This window comes from Clostridium sp. 1001271st1 H5 (assembly GCF_005845215.1).
GTDB lineage: Bacteria > Bacillota > Clostridia > Lachnospirales > Lachnospiraceae > Enterocloster.
Genome location: NZ_SPHO01000024.1, coordinates 50649 through 76167, shown reverse-complemented (window position 1 = coordinate 76167; position 25519 = coordinate 50649). Strand labels below are relative to the sequence as shown.

At 53.3% G+C, this 25519-nt stretch carries 18 protein-coding genes; all 18 read left to right on the top strand.

Translation table 11 applies throughout. From position 1 onward, the window contains the following. Positions 1–250 precede the first annotated feature (250 nt). The 18 genes from FGS84_RS25945 (at position 251) to rsgA (ending at position 25517) form a co-directional block, all read left to right on the top strand. Positions 251–3304, top strand: coding sequence for a DNA translocase FtsK (locus FGS84_RS25945; protein ID WP_138311131.1), 3054 nt, complete (start codon positions 251–253; stop codon positions 3302–3304). A gap of 176 nt (positions 3305–3480) precedes the next feature. Then, positions 3481–5151 (top strand): formate--tetrahydrofolate ligase, encoded by a 1671-nt coding sequence (locus FGS84_RS25940; protein ID WP_138311130.1) that lies wholly within the window; start codon positions 3481–3483, stop codon positions 5149–5151. A 97-nt stretch (positions 5152–5248) separates the two neighbouring features. Next, a complete protein-coding gene (locus FGS84_RS25935) occupies positions 5249–6763 on the top strand; it encodes a UDP-N-acetylmuramoyl-L-alanyl-D-glutamate--2,6-diaminopimelate ligase (RefSeq protein ID WP_138311129.1) in 1515 nt (504 codons plus the stop codon). Position 6764: 1 nt separating this feature from the next. Beyond that, positions 6765–8201: a UDP-N-acetylmuramoyl-tripeptide--D-alanyl-D-alanine ligase gene (gene murF, locus FGS84_RS25930; protein WP_138311128.1), complete on the top strand. Its 1437-nt coding sequence runs from the start codon at positions 6765–6767 to the stop codon at positions 8199–8201. Between the two features lie 106 nt (positions 8202–8307). Beyond that, complete coding sequence (locus FGS84_RS25925) at positions 8308–9714, top strand: amino acid permease (RefSeq protein WP_138311127.1); 1407 nt, start codon at positions 8308–8310, stop codon at positions 9712–9714. Positions 9715–9786: 72 nt separating this feature from the next. Beyond that, on the top strand, positions 9787–11109 hold the full coding sequence (locus tag FGS84_RS25920; RefSeq protein WP_138311126.1) for a M18 family aminopeptidase: 1323 nt from the start codon (positions 9787–9789) through the stop codon (positions 11107–11109). A gap of 212 nt (positions 11110–11321) precedes the next feature. After that, positions 11322–12644 (top strand): MATE family efflux transporter, encoded by a 1323-nt coding sequence (locus FGS84_RS25915; protein WP_138311125.1) that lies wholly within the window; start codon positions 11322–11324, stop codon positions 12642–12644. 420 nt (positions 12645–13064) lie between these two features. Then, positions 13065–13622: a TetR/AcrR family transcriptional regulator gene (locus FGS84_RS25910; RefSeq protein ID WP_347563892.1), complete on the top strand. Its 558-nt coding sequence runs from the start codon at positions 13065–13067 to the stop codon at positions 13620–13622. A 36-nt stretch (positions 13623–13658) separates the two neighbouring features. After that, the gene (locus FGS84_RS25905) at positions 13659–14450 is read left to right on the top strand and encodes a class I SAM-dependent methyltransferase (RefSeq protein ID WP_138311123.1); all 792 of its coding nucleotides are present in this window, start codon (positions 13659–13661) and stop codon (positions 14448–14450) included. 148 nt (positions 14451–14598) lie between these two features. Then, a complete protein-coding gene (gene priA, locus FGS84_RS25900; protein ID WP_138311122.1) occupies positions 14599–16965 on the top strand; it encodes a primosomal protein N' in 2367 nt (788 codons plus the stop codon). A gap of 19 nt (positions 16966–16984) precedes the next feature. Beyond that, positions 16985–17470 (top strand): peptide deformylase, encoded by a 486-nt coding sequence (gene def / locus FGS84_RS25895; protein ID WP_138311121.1) that lies wholly within the window; start codon positions 16985–16987, stop codon positions 17468–17470. 11 nt (positions 17471–17481) lie between these two features. Then, positions 17482–18468 (top strand): methionyl-tRNA formyltransferase, encoded by a 987-nt coding sequence (gene fmt / locus FGS84_RS25890; RefSeq protein WP_138311120.1) that lies wholly within the window; start codon positions 17482–17484, stop codon positions 18466–18468. A 2-nt stretch (positions 18469–18470) separates the two neighbouring features. Continuing rightward, positions 18471–19172 (top strand): zinc metallopeptidase, encoded by a 702-nt coding sequence (locus tag FGS84_RS25885; RefSeq protein ID WP_330641157.1) that lies wholly within the window; start codon positions 18471–18473, stop codon positions 19170–19172. A 66-nt stretch (positions 19173–19238) separates the two neighbouring features. Next, positions 19239–20606, top strand: a complete 1368-nt coding sequence (gene rsmB / locus FGS84_RS25880; protein WP_138311118.1) for a 16S rRNA (cytosine(967)-C(5))-methyltransferase RsmB — start codon at positions 19239–19241, stop codon at positions 20604–20606. Positions 20607–20629: 23 nt separating this feature from the next. Further along, positions 20630–21718: a 23S rRNA (adenine(2503)-C(2))-methyltransferase RlmN gene (gene rlmN, locus FGS84_RS25875; protein WP_138311117.1), complete on the top strand. Its 1089-nt coding sequence runs from the start codon at positions 20630–20632 to the stop codon at positions 21716–21718. A gap of 2 nt (positions 21719–21720) precedes the next feature. Then, positions 21721–22467 (top strand): Stp1/IreP family PP2C-type Ser/Thr phosphatase, encoded by a 747-nt coding sequence (locus FGS84_RS25870; protein WP_138311116.1) that lies wholly within the window; start codon positions 21721–21723, stop codon positions 22465–22467. Beyond that, positions 22461–24629: a Stk1 family PASTA domain-containing Ser/Thr kinase gene (pknB, locus tag FGS84_RS25865; protein ID WP_138311115.1), complete on the top strand. Its 2169-nt coding sequence runs from the start codon at positions 22461–22463 to the stop codon at positions 24627–24629. Before FGS84_RS25870 ends, pknB begins: the two co-directional genes overlap by 7 nt. A 9-nt stretch (positions 24630–24638) precedes the next feature. Continuing rightward, positions 24639–25517, top strand: a complete 879-nt coding sequence (gene rsgA, locus FGS84_RS25860; RefSeq protein WP_138311114.1) for a ribosome small subunit-dependent GTPase A — start codon at positions 24639–24641, stop codon at positions 25515–25517. The last annotated feature ends 2 nt before the right edge of the window (positions 25518–25519 follow it).

The following is a 25519-nucleotide window of genomic DNA, read 5'->3' as shown; positions in this document are numbered from 1 at the left end:
CTGACTGTAAATATATGATGTGTTGAATTGCCCCTAAAGAATTATGGTGTTAAAGTCCAAAGACGGGATTCAGGCCCTTTTTCGCAGACATGCGCTATGGGTTTTGGAGGCTTTTGGAACAATCCACTTGAATTTTGATCTCAAATATAGCATAATATAAGTTAACTGTATAAATAAGACAGCCTGCTGTGGGAATGGGAGGCTGCTACGGTACGATAACTTGTAAGAGAATGACGGGAGGCTGTATCAAGTGGCTGAAACAACAAAACGACAGCAGAGTGGGAACAGAAAGCCGGGAAGGCCAAAGGGAAGTACGTCCAAGAAGACAAGCACTTCCGCCAAGAGCCGTGGGACAACCGGGAAAAAGGCCTATGAACAGGATAATACGGAATTCATGAGAGCAGAAGTGGTCATCATCTGCTCTTTTGCTGTTGCCATTCTTTTATTTCTCAGCAATTTTAAGCTGTGCGGCGTGGTGGGCGATGTGCTCCGCGGTGTGCAGCTGGGAGTGTTCGGAATGGTGGGATACCTGTTTCCCATCCTGATATTTGTGGGGACCTGTTTTCATCTGTCCAACCAGGGCAACATCCATGCCGCCATGAAGCTGGCGGCCGTGGTGGGGGCTGTGATTACGGTCTGCGGACTGCTGCAGCTGGCTTTTGGAACAGTGCCTGCCGGCGCAAAGTGGATGGAGTACTACAAACAGTCCACACTGACCGGTACGGGGGGAGGATGGCTTGGGGGTGTTCTTACCTCCTTTCTCACCATCGGACTGGGAAAGCCGGGGGCATTCCTGATTCTGGTGGTCCTGTTTATCATCTGTATGGTATGCATCACGGAGCGCTCCTTTGTGTCTGCTGTGAAGCGGGGAGGGGACAAAGCCTATCAGTATGCCAGGGAGGATATGGACAGGCGCAGGGAGCTCCATGCCATACGGGAGGAGGAACGCAGGCGCATTCGCGAGGAACAGAGGGTGCGGGGCGTGAACCTGAATGCCACAAGGCTGATGACGCCTGAGGAAGAGGATTACGACGAGGAAGCATTTGACCGGGAGTTCGGCGCGGATTTGGAGAAAATGCCGGAAATGCCCGATACATACCAGGAGGACTGGGGAACGGCCCAGACAGCCGGCGCAAAGGATATCCTTCCGCCGGATGAGTTTGTGGGCAGGTTCGACCCGCCTTTGGAGCCTGCGGCTATGGATGACGGGGACTCCTATGACACGGACGATGTGGGAGCCCTGGCCAGGTCCATAGAGGGACACAGCCGTACCGGGCGCAGGGATGATGCACCGGTGGTTACCGGTATCCGGGTGGAGGACGAGTATGGGACACACGATGCATATGATTATGACACCATCCATGTGAAAAAGGATTTAAAGACCCTGGAAGAGATGGAGCTGGGCATTGGGACATCCGCGGGCCGGGATGCGGACAGCGGCCATGGCCGTGAGGATACGGTTCCCTGGGAGGAGGAGTATGGGACCTCTGGGAATATGGCGCAGGCGGATGCCATGGCTGCAGAAGGTGCGGCCGGTGCTCATGCAGCAGGAAGGTCCGGAGCAGGGGACCGTGAACCAGATACCGGTGATTCGGATATCTGTGAGCCAGATATCTGTGAAGCAGATATCTATGAGACAGACGCCTCGGAGCAGGGGATCAATTATGACAGCGTATTTGTGCCGGAGGAGCCTAAGCGGGTGGTTACGGCTTCAGGCAAGGTCATAGAGACTGAGACAGAGCTTCTCCAGAAAAAGATTGAGAAGAAGCGGGAGGAGGCTAAACAGTCAGATTCAAATCTGGCGGTGGCCCAGGAAATCAAGGAAAAGGAAGAGGCGGTCAAGAAGGAATACGTGTTCCCGCCCACCACCCTGCTTAAGAAGGGGGCCAAGAATGCCGGAGCCTTCTCTGGGGATGAGTACAAGGCCACTGCCATAAAGCTGCAGCAGACCCTGCACAATTTCGGGGTGGGCGTGACGGTCACTAACATCAGCTGCGGCCCTGCCGTGACCCGGTATGAGCTTCTGCCGGAACAGGGCGTGAAGGTCAGCAAGATAGTGGGACTGACCGATGATATCAAGCTGAGCCTGGCTGCTGCGGACATCCGTATAGAAGCACCCATCCCCGGCAAGTCGGCAGTGGGAATCGAGGTGCCGAACAAAGAGAATAATATGGTGTACCTGAGGGATTTGCTGGAGGCGGAGGCTTTTAAAAACCACAAGTCCCGTCTGGCCTTTGCTGTGGGCAAGGATATCGGCGGGCAGGTGGTGGTGACGGACATAGGAAAGATGCCCCATCTGCTTATTGCAGGCGCCACTGGCTCCGGTAAGTCGGTATGCATCAACACCCTGATTATGAGTATTATCTTCAAGTCCAAACCAGAGGACGTGAAGATGATTATGGTGGACCCCAAGGTGGTGGAACTCAGTGTATATAACGGAATCCCCCATCTGCTCATCCCTGTGGTGACAGACCCCAAGAAGGCATCAGGGGCCCTGAACTGGGCTGTGGCTGAGATGACGGACCGCTATAAGAAGTTTGCGGAGTGCAATGTCAGGGATTTAAAGGGCTACAATGAAAGAGTTGAGAAGATAAAGGATATTGAGGATGACAAGAAGCCGGCAAAGATGCCTCAGATTGTCATAATCATCGACGAGCTGGCAGACCTTATGATGGTTGCCCCGGGAGAAGTGGAGGATTCCATCTGCCGCCTGGCCCAGCTGGCCCGTGCAGCGGGAATCCATCTGGTTATTGCCACCCAGAGGCCGTCGGTTAACGTCATCACAGGTCTGATTAAGGCCAATGTGCCGTCCAGAATTGCTTTTGCAGTGTCCTCGGGTGTGGATTCCAGGACTATCATTGATATGAACGGGGCTGAGAAGCTGCTGGGAAAGGGCGATATGCTCTTTTATCCGGCGGGATTCCCCAAGCCCCAGCGTGTGCAGGGCGCCTTTGTGTCCGATGAGGAAGTGGGCCGCGTAGTGGAGTTCCTGACAGAACAGGGCATGGTGGCTGAATATAATCCGGAAGTGGAGAGCCGCGTCTCATCCCCGTCCATGGATGGGGGCAGCGGGGCAGCTGAACGGGATGAATACTTTGTCCAGGCGGGCAGGTTCATCATTGAGAAGGAAAAGGCATCCATCGGAATGCTCCAGAGGATGTTTAAGATTGGCTTTAACCGGGCGGCCCGAATCATGGACCAGCTGGCCGAAGCCGGCGTGGTGGGCGAGGAAGAGGGGACAAAGCCCAGGAAGGTGCTTATGAGCATGGAAGAATTCGAGGAACTGCTGGAGCAGGGATATTAAAGCCTGCTGCCCGGCAGGGCGGTACAGATGGCCTGACCGGGAAACAGGAGTGTATGGGGAAACAAGAGCAGCGGCTGCCGGCAAGGGCAGCAGCGGCCGGTGCTTTTGAATAAAACGTTGACGGACCTGCAAAGGCAGGGAACCGCGGGGCGTAATATAAGAGGAGGAACAAAAACATGAAATCAGATATTGAAATTGCACAGGAGGCCGTGATGCAGCCCATCAAAGAAGTGGCTGCTGCTTACGGAATCGGGGAGGATGACCTGGAGCTTTACGGTAAATACAAGGCAAAGCTGACAGATGAACTCTGGGAGCAGGTAAAGGACCGTCCCGACGGAAAGCTGGTGCTGGTGACAGCCATTAACCCCACTCCGGCAGGAGAGGGAAAGACAACCACCACGGTTGGTCTGGGCGAGGCATTTGGGAAGATGGGCAAAAAGGCCATCATAGCGCTCAGGGAACCGTCCCTGGGTCCCTGCTTTGGCGTTAAGGGCGGTGCAGCCGGCGGCGGTTATGCCCAGGTTGTGCCTATGGAGGATTTAAACCTGCACTTTACAGGTGATTTCCACGCCATCACATCCGCCAATAACCTGCTGGCAGCACTGTTAGACAACCATATCCAGCAGGGCAACGTCCTGGGGATTGACCCAAGGCAGATACAGTGGAAACGCTGCGTGGACATGAATGACCGTGTACTGCGAAATATCGTGGTAGGCCTGGGAGCCAAGGGAGACGGTATGGTCAGGGAGGACCACTTTGTTATTACAGTGGCTTCCGAAATCATGGCAATCCTTTGCCTGGCTGACAACATGGAAGATTTAAAGAACCGCCTGGGCAAGATTATCGTGGCTTACAATTTTGCGGGAGAGCCTGTGACTGCTGAGCAGCTTCATGCAGTAGGCTCCATGGCAGCCCTTCTGAAGGATGCCTTAAAGCCTAACCTGATTCAGACACTGGAGCACACAGGCGCCCTGGTACACGGCGGTCCGTTTGCCAACATTGCCCATGGATGCAACAGCGTAAGGGCTACCAAGACAGCCCTGAAGCTGGCTGACGTGGTGGTGACAGAGGCTGGATTCGGCGCTGACCTGGGGGCGGAGAAGTTCCTTGACATCAAGTGCCGCAAGGCAGGACTGAGGCCTGACGCAGTGGTTCTGGTGGCAACAGTCAGGGCCCTTAAGTACAACGGCGGCGTGCCCAAGGACCAGCTTTCAACTGAGAACCTGGAAGCTCTGGAGAAGGGTATCGTCAATCTGGAGAAGCACATTGAGAATCTCCAGAAGTTCGGAGTACCCGTGGTGGTTACGCTCAATTCCTTCATATCAGACACAGAGGCAGAATATGCTTATATCAAGAAGTTCTGCGAGGACAGAGGATGTGAATTCGCCCTGTCCGAGGTATGGGCAAAGGGCGGCGAGGGCGGTATTGCCCTGGCTGAAAAGGTAATGGAGACCCTGGAGAACAAGCCCACCCAGTACCATGTGCTCTATCCGGATGAGATGGGCCTTAAGGATAAGATTAATACCATTGCCAGGGAGATTTACGGGGCAGACGGCGCATCCTTTGCACCGGCCGCAGCCAAGGCGTTAAAGCGCATTGAGGATATGGGCTTTGGAAACCTGCCGGTGTGCATGGCCAAGACCCAGTATTCCCTGTCGGATGACCAGACCAAGCTGGGCCGTCCCACAGGATTTACCATCAATGTAAGGGATGCCTATGTGTCAGCAGGCGCAGGCTTTGTGGTGGCGCTGACAGGTTCCATCATGACCATGCCGGGACTTCCAAAGAAACCGGCGGCAGACAGCATTGATGTGGATGAGAACGGTAAGATTACCGGACTCTTCTAGGAAATCGGCCTGGCCCGGCGCATCCAAGAAAGGAGCGCCGGGCCAGGATAGGTTTGGGCATAAAATAAGTTGCATGAAAAAGAAATGAGGAATTTATATGATACTTAGAACCTGGGTAAATGAGCTGGATTATGAACTTGTCAGGGGAAGCCTGGACGTGGAAGTCACGGAGGTGGTCTATGACTCCAGAAAGGCAGCGCCCGGCGCTGTGTTTGTGTGTATGGCGGGGACCCGCGTGGACTCCCACCGTTTTGTCCCGGATGTGCTGCGGGCAGGCGTCCGCGTGCTTGTGACGGAACGGGATGTTGAGGAAGAACTGGCGGCCTCCGGACTTACGGAGGAGGAAATGGGACAGGTGACAATACTTAAGACAGCGGAGGGCAGGAGAAGCCTGGCCCTTCTCTCAGCAGCCAGGTTCGGCCATCCGGCCTCCAGAATGATTACCATTGGCGTGACCGGGACAAAGGGAAAGACCACCACCACACATATGATAAAAGCCATTCTTGAGGCAGCAGGAAAAAAGGTGGGGATGATAGGCACCACGGGAACAGTCATTGACGGCCAGGTGACGCCTACCATGAACACCACTCCGGAATCCTATGAACTGCACCAGTCCTTTGCCAAAATGGCGGAGGCAGGCTGCCGGTATATGATTATGGAGGTGTCGTCCCAGGGAATCAAGATGCACCGGGTGGACGGCATTGCCTTTGACTACGGTATTTTCACCAATATTTCCCCGGACCACATTGGGCCGGATGAACACGCTGATTTTGCGGAATATCTTTTCTGCAAATCCCGGCTTCTGAGCATGTGCAGGATAGGCCTGGTGAACTTAAACGACGGACATTTTGCAGAAATTGTCCGGGATGCGTCCTGCAGGCTTTATACCTACCGCGTAAAGGAAGACGGGGAAAAGAAAGCTGATTTTGAAGCTTCCAATATCCGGTATGTGTCACAGCCGGATTTTGTGGGCACGGAGTTTGACGTTACGGGAAAACTGGACCTGGATGTGCGCCTGGGAATCCCGGGCCTCTTCAATGTGGACAATGCCCTGGCGGCCCTGTGCGTGTGCAGCTTTCTGGGACTTCCAAAGGAGAGGATAGTACACGCCCTGGAGCATATACGGGTCAATGGACGCATGGAAATTGTCCACACCTCATCCAGGTGTACGGTTCTGGTGGATTACGCCCATAATGCGGTGAGCATGGAGAGTCTTCTCACCACCCTGCGCAGGTACCATCCCAAACGGCTGGTGGTGGTGTTCGGATGCGGCGGCAACCGTTCCAAGGACAGACGGTATTCTATGGGTGAGATTGGAGGCAGGCTGGCCGATTTAAGCATAATCACGGCAGACAACTCCAGATATGAAAAGGTGGAGGATATCATGGCGGATATCCGGGGAAGCATAGAGAAAACAGGCGGGGCCTTTATTGAGATTCCCGACAGGCGGGATGCCATCCGCCACAGCATCCTGCACGCAGTGCCGGGGGATATGGTAGCTGTCATCGGCAAGGGCCATGAGGATTATCAGGAAATCAACGGCGTGCGCCATCACTTCCTGGACAGGGAAGTCATTGAAGAAACCATAAAAGAGTTGGGAGACGAGGCATAGTATGACAGGAATAACGGTTAAGGAGCTCCTTGAGGCCACAGGAGGAATCCTTTTGCTGGGCCGGGAGGATATTGAGGCAGAACACATCAGTCTGGATTCCAGAAAAATGGAAGGGAACGACCTGTTTGTACCCATTGTCGGTGAAAAGGTAGATGCCCACGGCTTTCTCTGCCAGGCAATCGTGAGCGGGGCGGCAGTTGTATTTACCAGTGAACACTGCAGCAGTGAGGCAGTGGAGGCTTTTGTGCGGCAGCAGTGCGCGGGCAACCGGGAGCAGGAGGAGAAAGCCCTTGGGGCGGCCTGGATTAAGGTGCCTGATACCAAAAGAGCGCTTCAGAATTTGGGAAGCTTTTGCAGGAACCGCCTTATCCTGCCCCTGGTGGGAATCACGGGAAGTGTGGGAAAGACCACTACCAGGGAGATGATAGCAGCGGCCCTGGGCGCCGGATTCCTGGTGTATAAGACGCCGGGCAACAGCAACAGCCAGGTGGGAGTGCCCATTACCATTGCAGAGATACCGGAGTCCGCTGAGATTGGCGTCATTGAGCTGGGAATGAGCGAGCCCGGGGAGATGGAGCGCATTGCCAGGGTGGCCAGGGTGGACTGCGCCGTCATGACCAACATAGGGGTGACCCATATCGAACAGCTTGGGTCCCAGGAACGCATCCTGGAGGAAAAGCTGCACATCCAGGACGGAATGCCCTCAGAGGGCACCTTGTTCTTAAACGGCGACGACCCTCTTCTGGCCTCCGTGGTTCCCGGAGAAGGCAGGAGGAAGGTGCTGTACGGACTGGGACAGGACTGTGACTACAGGGCAGAGGACCTGCACCTGGAAGACGGCTATCCTGTGTTCACAGCGGTCCACGGGAACAGCAGGACCCGGGTGCGGCTTCAGGTTATGGGAAGCCATATGGTAAGCAATGCAATGGCAGCCCTGGCAGTGGCGGATACATACGGGCTTTCCATGGAGAAGGCGGCCCTTGCCCTGGGGCAGTTTAAGGGCTATAAGGGACGCCAGCAGATATTTAAGTGGGGCGGAGTCACGGTTATTGACGACAGCTACAATGCCAGCCCCGTGTCTATGAAGGCCGGACTGGAGGTGCTGTCCTCCGTGGCAGGAGAAGGCCGCAGGATTGCAGTCCTGGCAGACATGAAGGAGCTGGGTCCTGACGCGGTCAGATTCCATCGGGAAATAGGTGGGTACATAGGAGAGCATCCTTTGGACACGGTACTTTTGCTGGGAGAACTGGCAGCCGCCATTGGCAGCGGAATGGAAGCATCCCATGCAGCGACGCCCTATTTCAAAATGGACAGTCTGGCCCGGATAGAAGGGTGGCTGGATGAGAACCTTAAGGAGGGCGACTGCGTCCTGTTTAAAGGCTCCAACAGCATGAAGCTGTCCGGTGCAGTGAAGCATCTGAAGGAAACCAGGGCATGATTCAAACTGCACACTCATATCTTTCCCTCATTTTGGGAAGAATGTATTTCATGGACAGAAATGTCACAGACAGTACATTCTGAATGAGATAAGGAGTAACATTGTGATGCAGCAGAAAGATGATAAGAAGATTCTCTGGCATACCCTGGCTTTCATGGCCTTTTCAACGGTCTGGGGATTTGGAAATGTAATAAACGGATTCTCTGAGTACGGCGGATTAAAGGCCATTGTATCCTGGATTCTTATATTTGCCATTTATTTTGTGCCTTATGCCCTTATGGTGGGGGAACTGGGCTCTACCTTTAAGCATGCCGGAGGCGGGGTCAGCTCCTGGATTCATGAGACCATAGGGCCTAAGATGGCCTATTACGCGGGCTGGACCTACTGGGTGGTCCACATGCCCTATATCTCCCAGAAGCCCAATTCCACAGTGATTGCAGCCAGCTGGGCCCTGTTTCAGGACAAGAGGGCCAGCGGCATGAACACCACGGTGATGCAGATTTTGTGCCTGGTCATCTTCCTGTTTGCCATGTATCTGTCCGGAAAGGGGATGAGCGTGTTAAAGCGTCTTGCCACATTGGCAGGCTCGGCCATGTTTATCATGTCCATGCTGTTTATTGTCATGATGGTGGCTGCCCCGGTTCTGACAGACGGCTCCTTTTTAGCCATTGACTGGTCCCCGTCCTCCTTTATACCGGACTTTAACGCCAATTTTTTTCTCAGCCTTTCCATCCTTGTTTTTGCAGTGGGAGGATGCGAGAAGATATCCCCCTATGTAAACAAGATGAAGGACCCTTCCCGGGACTTTGCAAAGGGCATGGTAGCCCTTGCAGCCATGGTGGCCGTGACAGCCATCCTTGGCACCATTGCCCTGGGCATGATGTTTGACTCCGGCCATATCCCCCAGGACCTGATGACCAACGGCGCTTACTACGCCTTCCAGAAGCTGGGTGAATATTACCATGCGGGCAACTTCTTTGTGGTGGTGTATGCGCTGACCAATCTGATTGGACAGTTCTCTGTCATGGTCCTGTCCGTGGACGCGCCTCTGCGCATGCTTCTGGACAGTGCGGATTCCCGCTTCATCCCCAGTAGGATGTTTGAGAAAAATGAACACGGCACCTATGTGAACGGCCACCGGCTGGTGACGCTCATTGTCTGCGTACTGATTGTGGTTCCTGCCTTTGGCATCCGGAACGTGGACGCCCTGGTGCGCTGGCTTGTCAAGGTGAACTCCGTGTGCATGCCTCTGCGTTATCTGTGGGTTTTTGTGGCATATATTGCCTTGAAACGGGCCGGAGATGCATTCTGCGGTGAATACCGGTTTGTGAAGGGTAAAACAGCCGGTATCCTGGTGGGCGGCTGGTGTTTTATATTTACGGCCTTTGCATGCCTCACCGGTATATACTCAGAAGACCCCTTCCAGCTGGCCCTCAACATTGTAACCCCCTTTGTACTGGTAGGACTTGGATTTATTATGCCATGGATGGCAGCAAAGGAGAAAAAAAGTTAGGCTGCCTGCATTGCCCCGGGGGTGCGTTTATGGTACAGTAGAGGAGAAATAAAGAGACAAAGGAGATATCATATGAATATAGACAGAGAAGACTGTTTAAGTACAGCCAGAGAACTCATCGGTTTTCTTGAAAATAGCCCCACCTGCTTCCACGCAGTACAGTCCATTGCGGATTATCTAAAGGAGGCAGGCTTCACGCAGCTCCATGAGGGAGAGAAGTGGGAGCTTAAGGAGGGCGGTTCCTACTATGTGACCAGAAACGGTTCCTCCATCGTATCCTTTAAGGTACCGGGAAAAGCATTTTCCGGATTCCAAATCATGGCCAGCCACAGCGACTCCCCCTCCTTTAAAATCAAGGAAAATCCGGAGATGGAGGCTGAAAACCACTATGTGAAGCTGAACGTGGAAAAGTACGGCGGTATGCTGTGCGCTCCCTGGTTTGACCGTCCCCTTTCCGTGGCCGGCCGTCTGGCAGTGAGGGACGGAAACCGCATTGTGACAAAGCTGGTAAAGGTGGACCGTGACCTGCTCATGATACCGAATCTGGCCATTCATTTTAACCGGGAGGTCAATGACGGATATAAGTATAACGCACAGGTGGATATGCTGCCTTTATACGGCGGTGCGGACGCAAAGGGAACCTTCATGGAAACCGTGGCTGAGAGCGCCGGGGTCAAAAAGGAGGATATCCTGGGCCATGACCTGTACCTTTACAACCGTGTACCCGGGAGCATCTGGGGCGCAGGCGGGGAGTTCCTGTCCTGCGGCCATTTAGACGACCTGCAGTGTGCATTCTCCACCCTGAAGGGATTCCTGGAAGGCGGCCACAGTGATTGTGTCAGCGTACACGCTGTATTTGACAATGAAGAGACAGGGAGCCTGACCAAACAGGGGGCTGATTCCACCTTCCTGGAGGATGTGCTGAGACGGATAAACAGCGCCATGGGAAGAAGTGAGGAAGAATACCTGATGGCCATTGCTTCCAGCTTCATGGTTTCCGCTGACAATGCCCATGCGGCCCATCCCAACCACGGTGACAAATCAGACCCGGTAAACCGTCCCTATATGAATGAGGGAATTGTCATTAAATACAGCACACAGTATGCCACAGACGGACTCTCAGCCGCTGTGTTCAGGACATTGTGCCGGGAAGAGGGCGTGCCCTGCCAGGCATTTACCAACCGTTCCGACAAGGCGGGCGGTTCCACCCTGGGCAATATCTCCAACAGCCATGTGGCCCTGAACACCGTGGATATCGGTTTGCCCCAGCTGTCCATGCATTCCCCGTACGAGACAGTGGGAATCAAGGATACCTGCTATCTGATTCGGGCTTCAAAGCGGTTCTACAGCACCTCCATGAGGGCCATGGGCTCCGGAAGCTATGAAATGGGCTGACAGGTGTGTTGGGAAGCAGGCGGCTGATATGCGGTAACTACGGTAACCAATAGGCGGTGACAGGCACAAGGCAGGCATGCGCAAAGATAATAAAGGACGGGCCGGGAGCCTGTCCTCCGGATACCCAGCCACAGCCCTGAGAGGGAGAAATCCCTTTTAGGAACCGCGGCTGGGTATTTATTGGAATTAAGAGAGAAAGAGGAAGGTAAGATATGTTTTCCAGAAAACAAATGATAAAGCTGCTGGCCCCCCTTATTGTGGAACAAATCATGGCGGTGCTGGTGGGCATGGTGGATGTGGTGATGGTGGCCGCGGTGGGGGAATCCGCAGTGTCCGGCGTTGCCCTGGTGGATTCCATCAGCGTCTTAATCATACAAATCATGGGAGCCCTGGCCACGGGAGGAGCCGTCATATCGGCCCAGTACCTGGGCAAGGAACAGCCCAGGGATGCCAGGAAGGCGGCCGGACAGCTGGTGCTGGTGACCATGCTCCTGTCTGTTGTCATTGCCGGGATAGCCCTGATAGGCGGCCGCCATCTGCTGGGAGGCATATTTGGAAAAGTGGAACAGGATGTGATGGACAACGCCCAGACCTATTTCTGGATTACAGCCCTGTCCTATCCCTTTATCGGGCTCTATAATGCCTGTACAGCCCTGTTCCGCTCCATGGGCAATTCAAAGGTATCCATGATGACCTCCTTTGTCATGAATATGATTAACATCATAGGAAATGCAATCTGTGTATTCGGCCTTAAGATGGGCGTGTCCGGCGTGGCATGGCCCACTTTTATAAGCCGTGTGGCAGCTGCCTTAATGATGTTTGTCCTCATCCAGAACCGGAACAACTCCATCCGTCTCAACAGCTGGAAGTTCCTGATTCCGGACCGTCATATGATTAAGAACATTCTGTCCATCGGGATTCCCAACGGGCTGGAAAACGGTATGTTCCAGTTCGGCAAGATATTCCTCCAGAGCCTGGTGTCTTCCCTGGGTACGGTATCCATAGCCAGCTTTGCCGTTGCCAGCAACTTGGTGACGGTCCTCTATCTGCCGGGAAATGCCATTGGCCTGGGACTGGTAACCATAGTAGGCCAGTGCGTGGGCGCCGGACGTTTAAAGGAGGCCAAGCATTACACGAAATCCCTTATACTGGTGGTATATGGAATCCTGGCCGTATTCAGCACAGCCATGGTCATCTGGTCCGCCGAACTGGTGGGAATCTATCATCTGTCCTCCCGGGCAGCCGCCATGGCGCGGGAGCTGATTCTGATTCACAGCATTGCCATGATTATATGGCCCCTGGCCTTCACCATCCCCCATGCACTGAGAGCTTCCCTGGACGCCAAATTCACCATGGCCGTGTCCGTGTTCTCCATGTGGGTATTCCGAATCGGATTTGCATACCTCTTTGTATACATATTCGGCCTGGGACTTTCCGGGGTATGGTACGGCATGTTCATTGACTGGATATTCCGGGCAATCTTGTTTTCAGGACGGTTTAAGGGGTTTGAGAGAAGAGCGGGGGTTGTGGAGTGAGATTCGCATGGTGAAAGGGAATTGATAACCATTGCGGCGGTCCGCGGTAAGGAGGGCGGGGAAATCATACCTCCCTGCGGTAACTGCCGTCAGATTTAAAATGATGATACGCCGGAATGTGATGTGATTCTTCAAGTGGACGGGAAATTGAAAAAGATTGCAGTAAGGGAGTTATTGCCCTTTTCTTATGGGGTTGAGGGACAGGTAATTGCCTGGGACAGTTGTAAAACAGTATTAAGTGGTATGATTGTCTTTTGTGAAACGGTGCAGCCTTACTGGCTGTGCTGTTTTTGTTGTAAAACCGGTTGACATTTGCTGCATTTTATGCAACAATAGTTATGCAACATATGTTATATAACTATTGTGATTTGAGATGAACGAGGTAACAATATGCCGCCCAAAGCAAAGATAACAAAGGAAATGATATTAAAAACGGTTTTAGATATTACGAGGGAATCGGGATTTGAGTGTGTCAATGCCAGGAGCATTTCGGGTAAATTACAATGTTCTACGCGTCCGATTTTTACATGTTATGCGAACATGGAAGAATTAAAAAAAGAATTTCTTGATTTTGCTTATGATTATTACAGTCAGTATGTTGCTGGCTTTAACAGGTCTGAAGGCGTAAAACCCTGCCTGGTTCTTCCGCTTTCCTATATTGAATTTGCGAAGGAAGAGACGCATCTGTTCAAGCTGCTCTTTATAAGCGATATGAATCTGAACATGGCTGAGCCCGGTGATTTCTATAAGGAGATAGGCAATGAAAAGCGGGCAGGGGAATTTGCAGAGATAATTGGAGTTGAGCCGGAGCGGGCAAGGGCAATATTTATAGATTTATTCCTTTATTCTCACGGCATAGCGGTCCTGGCAGCAGGGCAGAAGATATTATTAGATAATACCGGCATTGAAAGAATGGTCGCAAATATGCTGACAGCTCTCATCAGACAGGAAAAGCCGGACTGGAGCTTATCTGCTTAGCGGTATATCACAATCAGGTTGAAACAGAGGTGCATTATGACAACAAATCAGTACATCATTGATTTTTATAATAACTATGACGAGGACAGCCGTCTGAGCATGAAGCATGGCGCCGTTGAATTTCTTACCACCATGCGCTACATTGAAGCATACATAACCCCCGGCAGCCGGGTGCTGGAAATCGGCGCAGGGACCGGCCGGTATTCCCATGCGCTGGCACGTCAGGGTTATCAGGTTGACGCAGTGGAACTGGTCCCCCATAATATAGAAGTATTCCGCAAACACACACGGCCCGAGGAACATGTAACAATTACACAGGGCAATGCTTTGGATTTATCCGCCTTTCCGGACAATCAATATGACATTACGCTGCTGTTAGGACCCTTATATCACCTTTATAATCAGGAAGATAAGCGCCAGGCGCTGGGGGAGGCTATCCGCGTCACAAAACAAGGAGGCGTAATCATAGCCGCATACGTTATATCCGACGGATGTCTCCTGGACGAAGGATTCAACCGCAGCAGCATCAATGTATCTGAATACATTAAAAGGGGATTGCTTGACCCCGAAACCTTTGCCGCAAAATCCGAACCAAAGGACCTGTTTGAACTTGTACGCAAAGAAGACATTGACGATTTGATGTCCGTATTCCCCACAACGCGCCTGCACTATGCCGCAGCGGACGGCTGCGCCCTGCTCATGCGCGAAGCAATTGATAAGATGGACGATGAGACATTTGAATTATACCTGAAATACCACTATGCCACCTGTGAACGCGGGGACCTGACAGGCATCACAAGCCATGCAATTGACATATTCCAAAAGTAAAATGCAATACAGTAATCCATGTCGGCCTTTCTCCCTCGGATAAAATTTCCTGTCCGTGTTTGCCTATCTCCCCGTCCCATTTGCATTTTGCTGAATTCTCATGTATAATAACCAAAGTACAAAATATCAGGACAGACAGGTGAAGTGAGTGGCGCAGAGATATGCCAGTATTATTATAGATATTTCCCACGAAAATGTGGACAGAACGTTCCAGTACAAAATACCGGAGGAGCTGCAGGGGAAAATCCAGGTGGGGCAGCAGGTTTACATACCCTTTGGACAGGGCAACCGGCAGCGTAAGGGATATGTGGTGGAGCTGACAGACCAGGCTCAGATAGATGTCCATAAATTAAAAGATGTGGCTGGGATTGTGCAGGGAAGCGTGCCTGCTGAGTCCCAGCTTATTTGGCTGGCCTGGTGGATGAAGGAACGGTATGGCTCCACCATGAATCAGGCCCTGAAAACAGTTCTGCCTGTGAAGCAGAAGGTCAGGGAGGCGCCTAAACGGAGAATCCGTTCCCTGGTTGGCAGGGGCGTGCTGGAGGAGCTGGCGGAGGAGGCCGGACGGAAGAAGCATAAGGCTAAGCTGCGGCTTTTAGAAGCCCTGCTTCAGAACGGAGCCATTCCCTATGAGGAGGCCATGAACCGGCTGAGCCTGACAGCAACAGCCATTAAGCCTCTTTTGGAGGCCGGAATCATTGCCGTGGAGGTGGTGGAGAAATACCGGAATCCTTTGGAGGAAATGAAGCTGCTTATGGGGGGCGGTGATAGGAGCCGTGCGGCGGCAGATAACCGGGCAGCGGATAACCGGGCGACGGATAATCGGACGGCAGCGGATAGCCGGGCGGCAGAGGGAACCGGCCTGTGGGGCGCCCCGCCGGACCTGAATCCTTTCCAGCAGGAGATTGCAGATGCAGTTACAGGGGAGTATGACCGGGGAATCCGGCGGACTTATCTGCTTCACGGGGTGACGGGAAGCGGTAAGACGGAGGTCTACATGGAGCTGATTGCCCATGTGCTGGGAGCCGGGCGGCAGGTGATTGTGCTGATACCGGAGATTTCCCTTACCTGGCAGACCGTTATGCGGTTTTACAGCCGCTTTGGCAACCGGGTGTCGGTGATGAATTCCCGCATGTCTGCAGGGGAACGGTATGACCAGTATGAACGGGCCAGGACAGGAGACATCGATATTGTCATCGGACCGCGCTCCGCCCTGTTTGCCCCCTTTGAAAACCTGGGGCTGATTATCATTGACGAGGAACATGAAAATGCCTATAAGAGCGAACTGTCCCCACGCTATGATGCCAGGGAAGCAGCCGCCAGGCGGGCCCGGATGAATGATGCTTCCCTTGTCATGGGTTCGGCCACCCCTTCTTTGGAGTCCTATACAAGGGCTTTGAGGGGAGAGTACGGGCTGTTTACCCTGAAGGAGAGGGCTAAGGAGGACGCCTGCCTTCCCCAGGTTGAAATCGTGGATTTGCGGGAAGAATTAAAGGAGGGGAACCGTTCCATTTTCAGCAGGCGTCTTAAGGAGCTGATAGAGGAACGCCTGGAAAAAAGGGAGCAGGTCATGCTGTTCATCAACCGCAGGGGCTATGCGAATTTTGTGTCCTGCCGTTCCTGCGGCGAGGCTGTCAAGTGTCCCCACTGCGATGTGACCCTGACCCTGCACCGGGACGGGCGCATGATGTGCCACTACTGCGGGTATACCATTCCCCAGCCGAAAAAATGCCCTGTGTGCGGCTCGCCTTATATTGCGCCCTTTGGCACAGGGACCCAGAAGATTGAAGCCATGGCAGCAGAGCTTTTCCCTAAGGCCAGGATACTAAGGATGGATTTGGATACCACCTCCAAAAAAGGCGGGCACCAGGAGATACTATCTTCATTTGCCAGGGGAGAGGCAGATATACTTATAGGCACCCAGATGATTGTCAAGGGGCATGATTTCTCAAAGGTGACCCTGGTGGGAGCCCTGGCAGCGGATTTGTCCCTTTACGCCTCGGACTACCGGTGCGGGGAGCAGACCTTTGCCCTTCTGACCCAGGCAGCCGGCCGGGCCGGAAGAGGGGATTTGCCTGGAAATGTGGTGATTCAGACCTACCAGCCCGAGCATTACAGCATCCGCACGGCAGCTACCCAGGATTATGAGAGCTTCTACGGCCAGGAGATGGCTTACAGACGGCTGCTGGGATATCCTCCCGCAGTGGCACTGCTTACCATCCAGCTGGCCTGCCCTCTGGAAGGGACGCTGGAACAGACAGCGGACCTGGCGGCAGGATGGGTGCAGCAGTGGGCGGACCGCATGGAGCAGGAAAAAATACAGGGATACAGGTCCTTCCGGCTCATTGGGCCGGTCAATGCAGCGGTATACAAAGTTAATGATATTTATAGAAAAATTTTATATATAAAGCATGAAAATTATGATATACTGATACAGATTAGGAAAATGACGGAAGAGGGCCTGAAGGGATTAGAAGGCCGTGATGGACTGACTGTGCAGTACGATTTAACATGATGAAGGAGATTGAGAAGAGATGGCAGTTCGACAGATAAGGATTATGGGAGACGATATTCTGACAAAGAAGTGTAAGCCTGTGAAAGCGATGAATGAGCGCACCATGGAGCTGATTGAAGATATGTTTGAGACCATGTACCAGGCCAACGGCTGCGGCCTGGCAGCACCCCAGGTGGGAGTGCTGAAGCAGATTGTAACCATTGACGTGGACGACGGGAACCAGTACGTACTGATTAACCCGGAAATCATAGCCACCGAAGGCAGCCAGACCGGTTATGAGGGATGCTTAAGCCTGCCGGGCAAGTCAGGTATTGTCACCCGCCCCAACTATGTCAAGGTGAGGGCCCTGAATGAAAATATGGAGCCGTTTGAGCTGGAAGGCGAGGGCCTGCTGGCCAGGGCCATCTGCCATGAATGCGCCCATCTGGAAGGCCAGATGTATGTGGAGCTGGTGGAGGGAGAACTGGTGGATACCGCTGCCGATGAGGAAGAAATCACAGAATAGGAGTGAGGTTTATGCGCATTGTATTTATGGGAACACCGGATTTTTCCGTGCCAGCCCTTAAGGCACTGGTGGAAGCTGGTCATCAGGTAATTGCCGTGGTGACCCAGCCCGATAAGCCCAGGGGCAGGGGAAAGGAAGTCCAGATGACGCCTGTGAAGATACAGGCCATGGAATACGGCATTCCGGTGTATCAGCCGGCAAAGGTGCGTGATGCCTCCTTTGTGGAAGTCCTTCAGGGCATGGAGGCGGATGTGTATGTGGTCATAGCTTTTGGACAGATTCTTCCCAGGGCAGTGCTGGAGCTTCCTAAGTACGGCTGCATCAATATCCACGCGTCCCTGCTTCCGAAGTACCGGGGCGCTGCACCCATCCAGTGGTGCGTCATAGACGGTGAGAGAGAGACAGGCATCACTACCATGATGATGGACGCTGGCCTGGATACAGGGGACATGCTGGAAAAGACAGTAATCCCCATTGAAGAAAAGGAGACGGGCGGCAGCCTGCATGACAAGCTTTCCCAGGCAGGCGGGGAACTGATTTTATCCACCCTTGCAAAGCTGGAGCAGGGCACACTGGTCCGTACCCCACAGACAGAGGAGGGCACCTGCTACGCCAGGATGCTGACAAAGTCCCTTGGCGACATTGACTGGAATCAGGGCGCGGTGTCCATTGAACGCCTGATTCGGGGATTAAATCCATGGCCCAGTGCATATACCCTGTGGAATGGGAAGACAATAAAGATATGGTCGGCGGATGCGGTTACAGGCCGGGAGGCGGATGACCTTTTGGCTGAATCAGGATTACCGGCAGAAACAGGGATGGTTCCCGGCACCGTGGTGCGTTCGGATAAGAACAGCCTGGTGGTTTCCACGGGCAGCGGCCTGCTGTCCGTCAGGGAGCTTCAGATGGAAGGAAAGAAACGCATGGATACCCCAGCTTTTCTCCGCGGATATCCTATCCCGGAGGGGGACGTTTTTGTAAAGAAAGAGAGTGATTGATGATGTTTTACCCTATGTTTTATTTTGACCCCACCTATGTGCTGATATTGATTGGCGTTATCATATCCATGGCAGCCTCTGCCAAGCTTAACTCCACGTATCAGCGTTACAGCTCCGTCAGGAGCATGTGCGGCATGACAGGCGCTGAAGCCGCCAAACGGCTTCTGGCCAATCAGGGAATCTATGACGTGACCGTGCGCCGTGTGGCAGGCAACCTGACAGACCACTATGACCCCAGAAGCAAGACGGTGAACCTGTCCGATGCAGTGTATAATTCCACATCCATCGCGGCCATCGGAGTGGCGGCTCATGAGTGCGGCCATGCCATGCAGGATGCCAATGACTATTCTCCGCTGAGGATACGCGCGGCCCTGGTGCCGGCAGCCAACCTGGGCGCCCAGCTGAGCTGGCCCCTGATTATCATCGGCCTTTTGCTGGGAGGAAGCTCTGTTCTTTTGAATCTGGGTATCCTTTTGTTTTGCCTGGCAGTGCTGTTCCAGCTGGTGACTCTGCCGGTGGAGTATAATGCTTCCCACAGGGCGGTGGCTCTTCTGGATTCCACAGGAATATTGGCCGGGCAGGAAGTGGGACAGACCAGGAAGGTACTGAACGCAGCGGCCCTTACCTATGTGGCGGCAGCGGCGGCATCCGTTCTCCAGCTTCTCCGCCTGCTCATATTATTCGGCAACCGCAGGAATGATTAAGGCGCAGGGTCCGGGAGAATTTATGGGGATTTATATTCAGACAGGCCCTGAGAGGAGAAAATTCAGATGGCAAAGACCTTAGACAGAGGACTGGAAAACCGGGAAATTGTCCTGGACATATTGACGGAGGTGCTGGAACAGGGGGCTTTTGTCCATCTGGTCTTAAACCAGGCACTGCAGAAGTACCAGTACCTGGGCAAGGCGGACCGGTCCTTTATCACCCGTGCCGTGGAAGGAACCCTGGAATACCTGATTCAGATTGATGAGGTCATAAACAGGTACTCCAAGACTAAGATTAATAAGATGAAACCCTTTATCCGCAGTCTTCTGCGGATGAGCGTGTATCAGATTTTATATATGGACCGCGTACCGGATTCCGCTGTCTGCAATGAGGCGGTGAAGCTGGCGGTGAAACGTCACTTTTCCGGGCTTAAGGGCTTTGTGAACGGCGTACTGCGGACCATTTCCAGGGAAAAGGAGAATTTGTCCTTTGACACTCCCTCCCTGCGCTACAGTATCCCTCAGTGGATGTACGGCATGTGGGAAAAGGAGTTTGGAAAGGAGAAGGCGGAGAAGATTGCCGCCTCTTTTCTTGAGGATAAGCCAACCTGGGTCAGATGCAACCTGCACCGGGCGGACAGGGAGCGTATCCTGGCCTCCCTAAGGGACCAGGGAACATTGGTCTCGGAGCTGCCCTTCATGGAGTCCATGATAGCCATTGACGGGTATGATTACCTGGAGGGACTGGATGCCTTCAGAAAGGGCTGGATACAGGTACAGGATGTGACCTCAGCCTTTGTGGGGGAGATTGCATCCCCTGAAAAAGGAAATTATATCATAGACGTATGCGCTGCCCCGGGAGGCAAAAGCCTTCATCTGGCAGATAAGCTTAGGGGCACCGGGATGGTGGAAGCCAGGGACCTTACATATCAGAAAACAGCCCTGATTGAGGAAAACATGGCCCGCTGCGGCGTGACCAACATGAAGACCCTGGTATGGGATGCCCTGGAGCCGGATTTGTCGGCTGTTAAAAAGGCGGATATTGTCATAGCCGACCTGCCCTGTTCCGGATTGGGCATCATAGGGAGAAAGCCGGACATTAAGTACAATATGACGCCGGAAAAGCTGGAGGAGCTGGCAGGACTCCAGCGGCAGATTCTGTCTGTTGTCTGGCAGTATGTAAAGCCGGGAGGGCTTCTCTGTTACAGCACCTGTACCATTGACAGGCTGGAAAACCAGGACAATGCTGCCTGGTTAAGAGAACAGTTCCCTCTTGAACCGGTGGATTTGACGGACCGGTTTGACGGACTGCCCAAGGAGCCCTCATTAAAGGAGGGATGGGTTCAGTTTCTTCCGGGAGTGCATCCCTATGACGGGTTCTTTATCAGCGTATTCAGACGCATGGACAGTGAACCGGGCCGGGATGGTATTTAGAGGTGGTTTTGGAAGGAGTTTTTATGCTGGATTTATTGGACTGCAATGGAAAGAAAGATATAAAATCCATGACACTGGAAGAAGTGACAGCGGAGATGGCGGCCCTGGGAGAGAAATCTTTCAGGGCAAAACAGCTTTATGACTGGATGCATGTGAAGCTGGCGGAAGGATTTGACGATATGAGCAGCCTTTCTAAGGAATTGCGGCAGAAACTGAAGGAGCAGTACAGACTTACCTGCCTTAAGATGGTGGAAGAGCGCATTTCCCAGGTGGACGGTACCAGGAAGTATCTGTTCGGCCTGGAGGACGGCCATGTGATTGAAAGCGTGTGGATGCAGTACCGCCACGGCAATTCCGTCTGCATCTCCTCCCAGGTGGGCTGCCGCATGGGCTGCAGGTTCTGCGCTTCCACCCTGGACGGCCTGGAACGGAACCTGCGTCCCTCCGAGATGCTGGAACAGGTATACAGGATTCAGTCCATTACAGGGGAGCGTGTCTCCAATGTGGTGGTTATGGGTTCAGGAGAACCCATGGATAACTATGACAATGTCATCCGTTTCCTGCGGCTTATTTCCCATGACAAGGGGCTGAATATCAGCCAGCGGAATCTTACCATCTCCACCTGCGGCATTGTTCCGGGTATTCAAAAGTTTGCACAGGAGGGCATGGCAGTGACACTGGCGCTCTCCCTTCATGCTCCCAATGACGAGGTAAGAAAAACCCTGATGCCCATAGCCAACAGCTATCAATTACAGGACGTGCTGGAGGCATGCCGTTATTACTACGAAACGACCGGACGCCGTCTTACCTTTGAGTACAGTCTGGTGCGGGGGGTCAATGACAATCTGGATGAGGCCAGGGCTTTGGCAAAGCTTATAAAGGACCAGCACGGCCATGTGAACCTGATTCCGGTGAATCCCATCAAGGAACGGGATTACGTCCAGTCCGGCCAGAAGGCCATACAGGATTTCAAAAATCTTCTTGAAAAAAACGGTATAAATGTTACTATTAGAAGAGAAATGGGCCGGGATATAGGCGGAGCCTGCGGCCAGCTGCGCAGAAGCTATAAGGAAGCTTCTGCGGCACCACAATGCACGGAAGGAGAGGGATGACCATGGAAGCATATGCTTTGACAGACATTGGCCGGGTCAGGACCATGAACCAGGACTATATTTATGCCTCACCGGAAAAGGTGGGCTCCCTGCCAAACCTGTTTCTGGTGGCAGACGGCATGGGCGGCCACAGGGCCGGTGATTATGCCTCACGGTTTGCGGTGGAGAATCTGGTGATATACATAAACAGGGCAGGGGACGGCTCTCCTGTGATGCAGTTAAAAAAGGGCATTGAGGCAGTGAATGGAATGCTGTATGAAGAATCATTAAAAAGGGAAGAACTGAAAGGGATGGGATGTACTCTGGTGGCCGGCGTGGTGGAGGACAACATCCTCTATGTGGCCAATGTGGGCGACAGCCGTCTCTATCTCATACACGGTGATTCCATCCGGCAGGTTACCAGGGACCATTCCTATGTGGAGGAGATGGTGGCCATCGGACAGATGAAAAGGGGAAGCGAGGATTATAACAGGCGCAAGAACATCATCACCAGGGCCCTGGGAATCGGCAGGGAAGTGGAGCCGGATTTCTTTGAAGTGGATTTGGAGGACGGGGATTATATCCTGCTCTGCTCCGACGGCCTCAGCAATATGCTGGAGGACCAGGCCATGTATGAAATCGTCACAGGAGAGGGAAGTCTTAAGGAAAAGGCAGCCCTTTTGATAGAGGAAGCCAACCGTCAGGGCGGCATTGACAATATTGCGGTGGTTCTTGTGAATCCGTCGGGAAGGGAGGCGGGCATATGTTAACTCCCGGAACATATCTTCAGAACCGCTATGAGATTTTGGAACGGATTGGCTCTGGCGGCATGTCCGTGGTGTACAAGGCGCGGTGCCATACCCTGGACCGTCTGGTTGCCATCAAGGTATTAAAAGAGGAATTTGCCTTTGACGAGAATTTTGTGAGTAAATTCAAGATGGAGGCCCAGTCAGCAGCTCGTTTGTCCCATCCCAATATTGTCAGTGTCTATGATGTTGTGGATGAGGATGTATACCATTATATTGTCATGGAGCTGATTGAGGGCATCACTCTTAAAAATTATATCGAGAATAAAGGGTATCTGGAGAGCAAGGAAGCCATCGGAATCGCACTCCAGGTGGGACAGGGCATAGCGGCGGCCCATGAACAGCACATCATACACCGTGACATCAAGCCCCAGAACATGATTATATCCAGGGACGGCAAGGTGAAGGTAGCTGACTTCGGCATTGCCAGGGCCGTGTCCTCCCAGACCATGAACGCCACGGCAGTGGGCTCTGTCCATTATATCTCACCGGAACAGGCCAGGGGCGGCTACTGCGATGAGCGCAGCGACATCTATTCCTTTGGCATCACCATGTATGAGATGGTCACAGGGCGTGTGCCCTTTGAGGGGGACAACACGGTCACTGTGGCTCTGGCCCATCTGGAGGAGCCGGTTACGCCGCCCAGCCAGTATGTGCCTGACATGTCCCATGCGCTGGAACAGATTATATTAAAATGTACGCAAAAACGTCCTGACCGCCGTTATTCCTGTGTGGCGGATGTGATTGAGGACCTTCGTAAGGCTCTGATGGACCCGGAGGGGGATATCTATGCCCGCAAGGACGGGGAAGAGGATGAGCTTGGCAAGACCAGGTCCATTACAAGGGAAGAACTGAACAGCATCCAGGGCGGCAGGAAAAACTATCCCGAGGAGGTTCTGGATGAACCGGAGGAAGAAAAGACTGAACCCCAGGGCAGGAACAAGCCGAAACAGCACAAAAAAGAAGGCCGCCTCCATACCAGGAAAAAGAACGACGGAGACGATGTGAGCACTCAGTTTGAGCGCATCATTACGGCCTTCGGTATTGTGGCGGCAATCATTATTGTGGCGGTGGTGCTGTTTGTATTTTCACGCCTTACAGGGCTCTTCAGGCAGGGCAGCAATAAGCCGTCCACAGAGACAGTTGCCGTGACCACCGAAGGCGCCCCCACCATTGTGGACATTAACACAGAGGACCAGATAAATATGCCCAGTGTTCTGGGGCTGCCCCAGGATATGGCCAGGGAAAAGCTGAAGGAGAGCAGCCTGGTGATGGAGGTCATGGGCAGCGAGTACTCTGATAACTATACGGAAGGACAGGTCATGGGCCAGGATATTCTGGCAGGCACCGTGGTCAAGAAGTGGAGTACCGTGGGAGTGACAATCAGCAAGGGCAGCGATAAGGTGGACCTGAATGCCATGGACCTGACCCAGATGACCGGAGAGGACGCCAAGCTTCTGCTGGAGCAGAAAGGGCTGGCTGTGGAGGTTGCAGAGGAGAACAGCGACACTGTCATAAAGGGCAATGTGATTCGGTTCAGCCCCCAGGTGGTGAAGGTGGGCGAGAGTGTCAGCCTCTATGTAAGCAAGGGCTCCCAGAATGTGGAGGGACGGGTCCCCAATCTTCTGGGACAGCCGCCCACATCAGCAGACGCCCTGCTGGCAGGCGCAGGCCTTTTAACAGGAAATGTGACCATGGAGGCCAGCGATACGGTGGAGGAGGGCCTGATTATCAATCAGTCAGAGTCGCCGGGAACCATTCTTCCTCCGGGCTCAGCAGTGGATTATGTGGTCAGCGGCAAGCCTGCACAGACCCAGGCGGAGGATGAGAGGTATTATATCGGCTCTATTGACGAGGCATGTTCCCTGAGCAACTATATAGGACCGGCTTCCCAGACCAGCAGCGTGCGCGTGCTGATTCGCCTCAACCAGACCAACGATGAGGGTGCTTCTGTTTACACCACCCTAATGAGTCCAAGGCTGGTAGTGGGAGCCCAGACCGTGCCCGTGGTATTCCCCAGAATCAAGGGGGCCTACGGTGTGGACAGCGGTATGGTGGAAGTGGTGGATGCAGATAATTTAACAGTAATCAAGTCCTATCCGGTGTCATTTTTCCCGGTGGGATAAGAGGAGTATATGACAGGTAAGATAATCAAAGGAATTGCAGGCTTTTATTATGTCAATGACGGCAGGAACCATGTGTACCAGTGCAAGGCTAAGGGCGTGTTCCGCAACCGCAAGATTAAGCCCCTGGTGGGGGACAATGTGGAGTTCTCTGTTTTGGATGAGGGGGAGAAGGAGGGGAATATCGACGCCATCCTTCCCCGGGAGAACGCCCTTATCCGTCCGGCCGTGGCAAATGTGGACCAGGCTCTGGTCGTGTTTGCCGTCACGCATCCGGAACCGAATCTGAACCTTCTGGACCGTTTTCTGGTGATGATGGGGATTCAGGGGGTGCCGGTCATCATCTGCTTTAACAAGGTTGATTTGGGGGAGGCAGGTCTTGTGGATAAGTACCGGGCTATCTATGAGAGGGCAGGGTATGAGGTCCATTTTGTCAGTACCTACGACGACACAGGGCTGGGGGAAATGAGAAAAATCCTCAGAGGAAAAACCTCAGTACTGGCCGGGCCGTCGGGCGTGGGAAAATCCTCACTGACTAACTGCATCCAGCCTCAGGCAGCCATGGAGACAGGGGATATCAGCCATAAGATTGAGAGGGGACGCCATACCACCCGGCATTCCGAACTGTTTTATGTGGAAGAGGACACCTACATGATGGATACGCCGGGATTCAGCTCCATGTTCATTGATACCCTGGAGCCGGGAGCGTTGAAGGATTATTTTCCTGAGTTCGGGCCATATGAGGACGAGTGCAAATTCCTGGGATGCCTCCACGTGGGCGAGCGGGTCTGCGGTGTGAAGGAGGCCCTGAAACGGGGTGAGCTGAGCGCCAGCCGGTATGACAATTACATCCTCATGTATGAGGACCTGAAAAATAAAAGGAGGTACTAGAC

Bases quoted from the DNA above. Each gene is read 5' to 3' on its own strand.
- FGS84_RS25940 (WP_138311130.1), top strand. From the start codon at position 3,481: ATGAAATCAGATATTGAAATTGCACAGGAGGCCGTGATGCAGCCCATC.
- FGS84_RS25935 (WP_138311129.1), top strand. From the start codon at position 5,249: ATGATACTTAGAACCTGGGTAAATGAGCTGGATTATGAACTTGTCAGG.
- murF (WP_138311128.1), top strand. From the start codon at position 6,765: ATGACAGGAATAACGGTTAAGGAGCTCCTTGAGGCCACAGGAGGAATC.
- FGS84_RS25925 (WP_138311127.1), top strand. From the start codon at position 8,308: ATGCAGCAGAAAGATGATAAGAAGATTCTCTGGCATACCCTGGCTTTC.
- FGS84_RS25920 (WP_138311126.1), top strand. From the start codon at position 9,787: ATGAATATAGACAGAGAAGACTGTTTAAGTACAGCCAGAGAACTCATC.
- FGS84_RS25915 (WP_138311125.1), top strand. From the start codon at position 11,322: ATGTTTTCCAGAAAACAAATGATAAAGCTGCTGGCCCCCCTTATTGTG.
- FGS84_RS25910 (WP_347563892.1), top strand. From the start codon at position 13,065: ATGATATTAAAAACGGTTTTAGATATTACGAGGGAATCGGGATTTGAG.
- FGS84_RS25905 (WP_138311123.1), top strand. From the start codon at position 13,659: ATGACAACAAATCAGTACATCATTGATTTTTATAATAACTATGACGAG.
- def (WP_138311121.1), top strand. From the start codon at position 16,985: ATGGCAGTTCGACAGATAAGGATTATGGGAGACGATATTCTGACAAAG.
- fmt (WP_138311120.1), top strand. From the start codon at position 17,482: ATGCGCATTGTATTTATGGGAACACCGGATTTTTCCGTGCCAGCCCTT.
- FGS84_RS25885 (WP_330641157.1), top strand. From the start codon at position 18,471: ATGTTTTACCCTATGTTTTATTTTGACCCCACCTATGTGCTGATATTG.
- rsmB (WP_138311118.1), top strand. From the start codon at position 19,239: ATGGCAAAGACCTTAGACAGAGGACTGGAAAACCGGGAAATTGTCCTG.
- rlmN (WP_138311117.1), top strand. From the start codon at position 20,630: ATGCTGGATTTATTGGACTGCAATGGAAAGAAAGATATAAAATCCATG.
- FGS84_RS25870 (WP_138311116.1), top strand. From the start codon at position 21,721: ATGGAAGCATATGCTTTGACAGACATTGGCCGGGTCAGGACCATGAAC.
- pknB (WP_138311115.1), top strand. From the start codon at position 22,461: ATGTTAACTCCCGGAACATATCTTCAGAACCGCTATGAGATTTTGGAA.
- rsgA (WP_138311114.1), top strand. From the start codon at position 24,639: ATGACAGGTAAGATAATCAAAGGAATTGCAGGCTTTTATTATGTCAAT.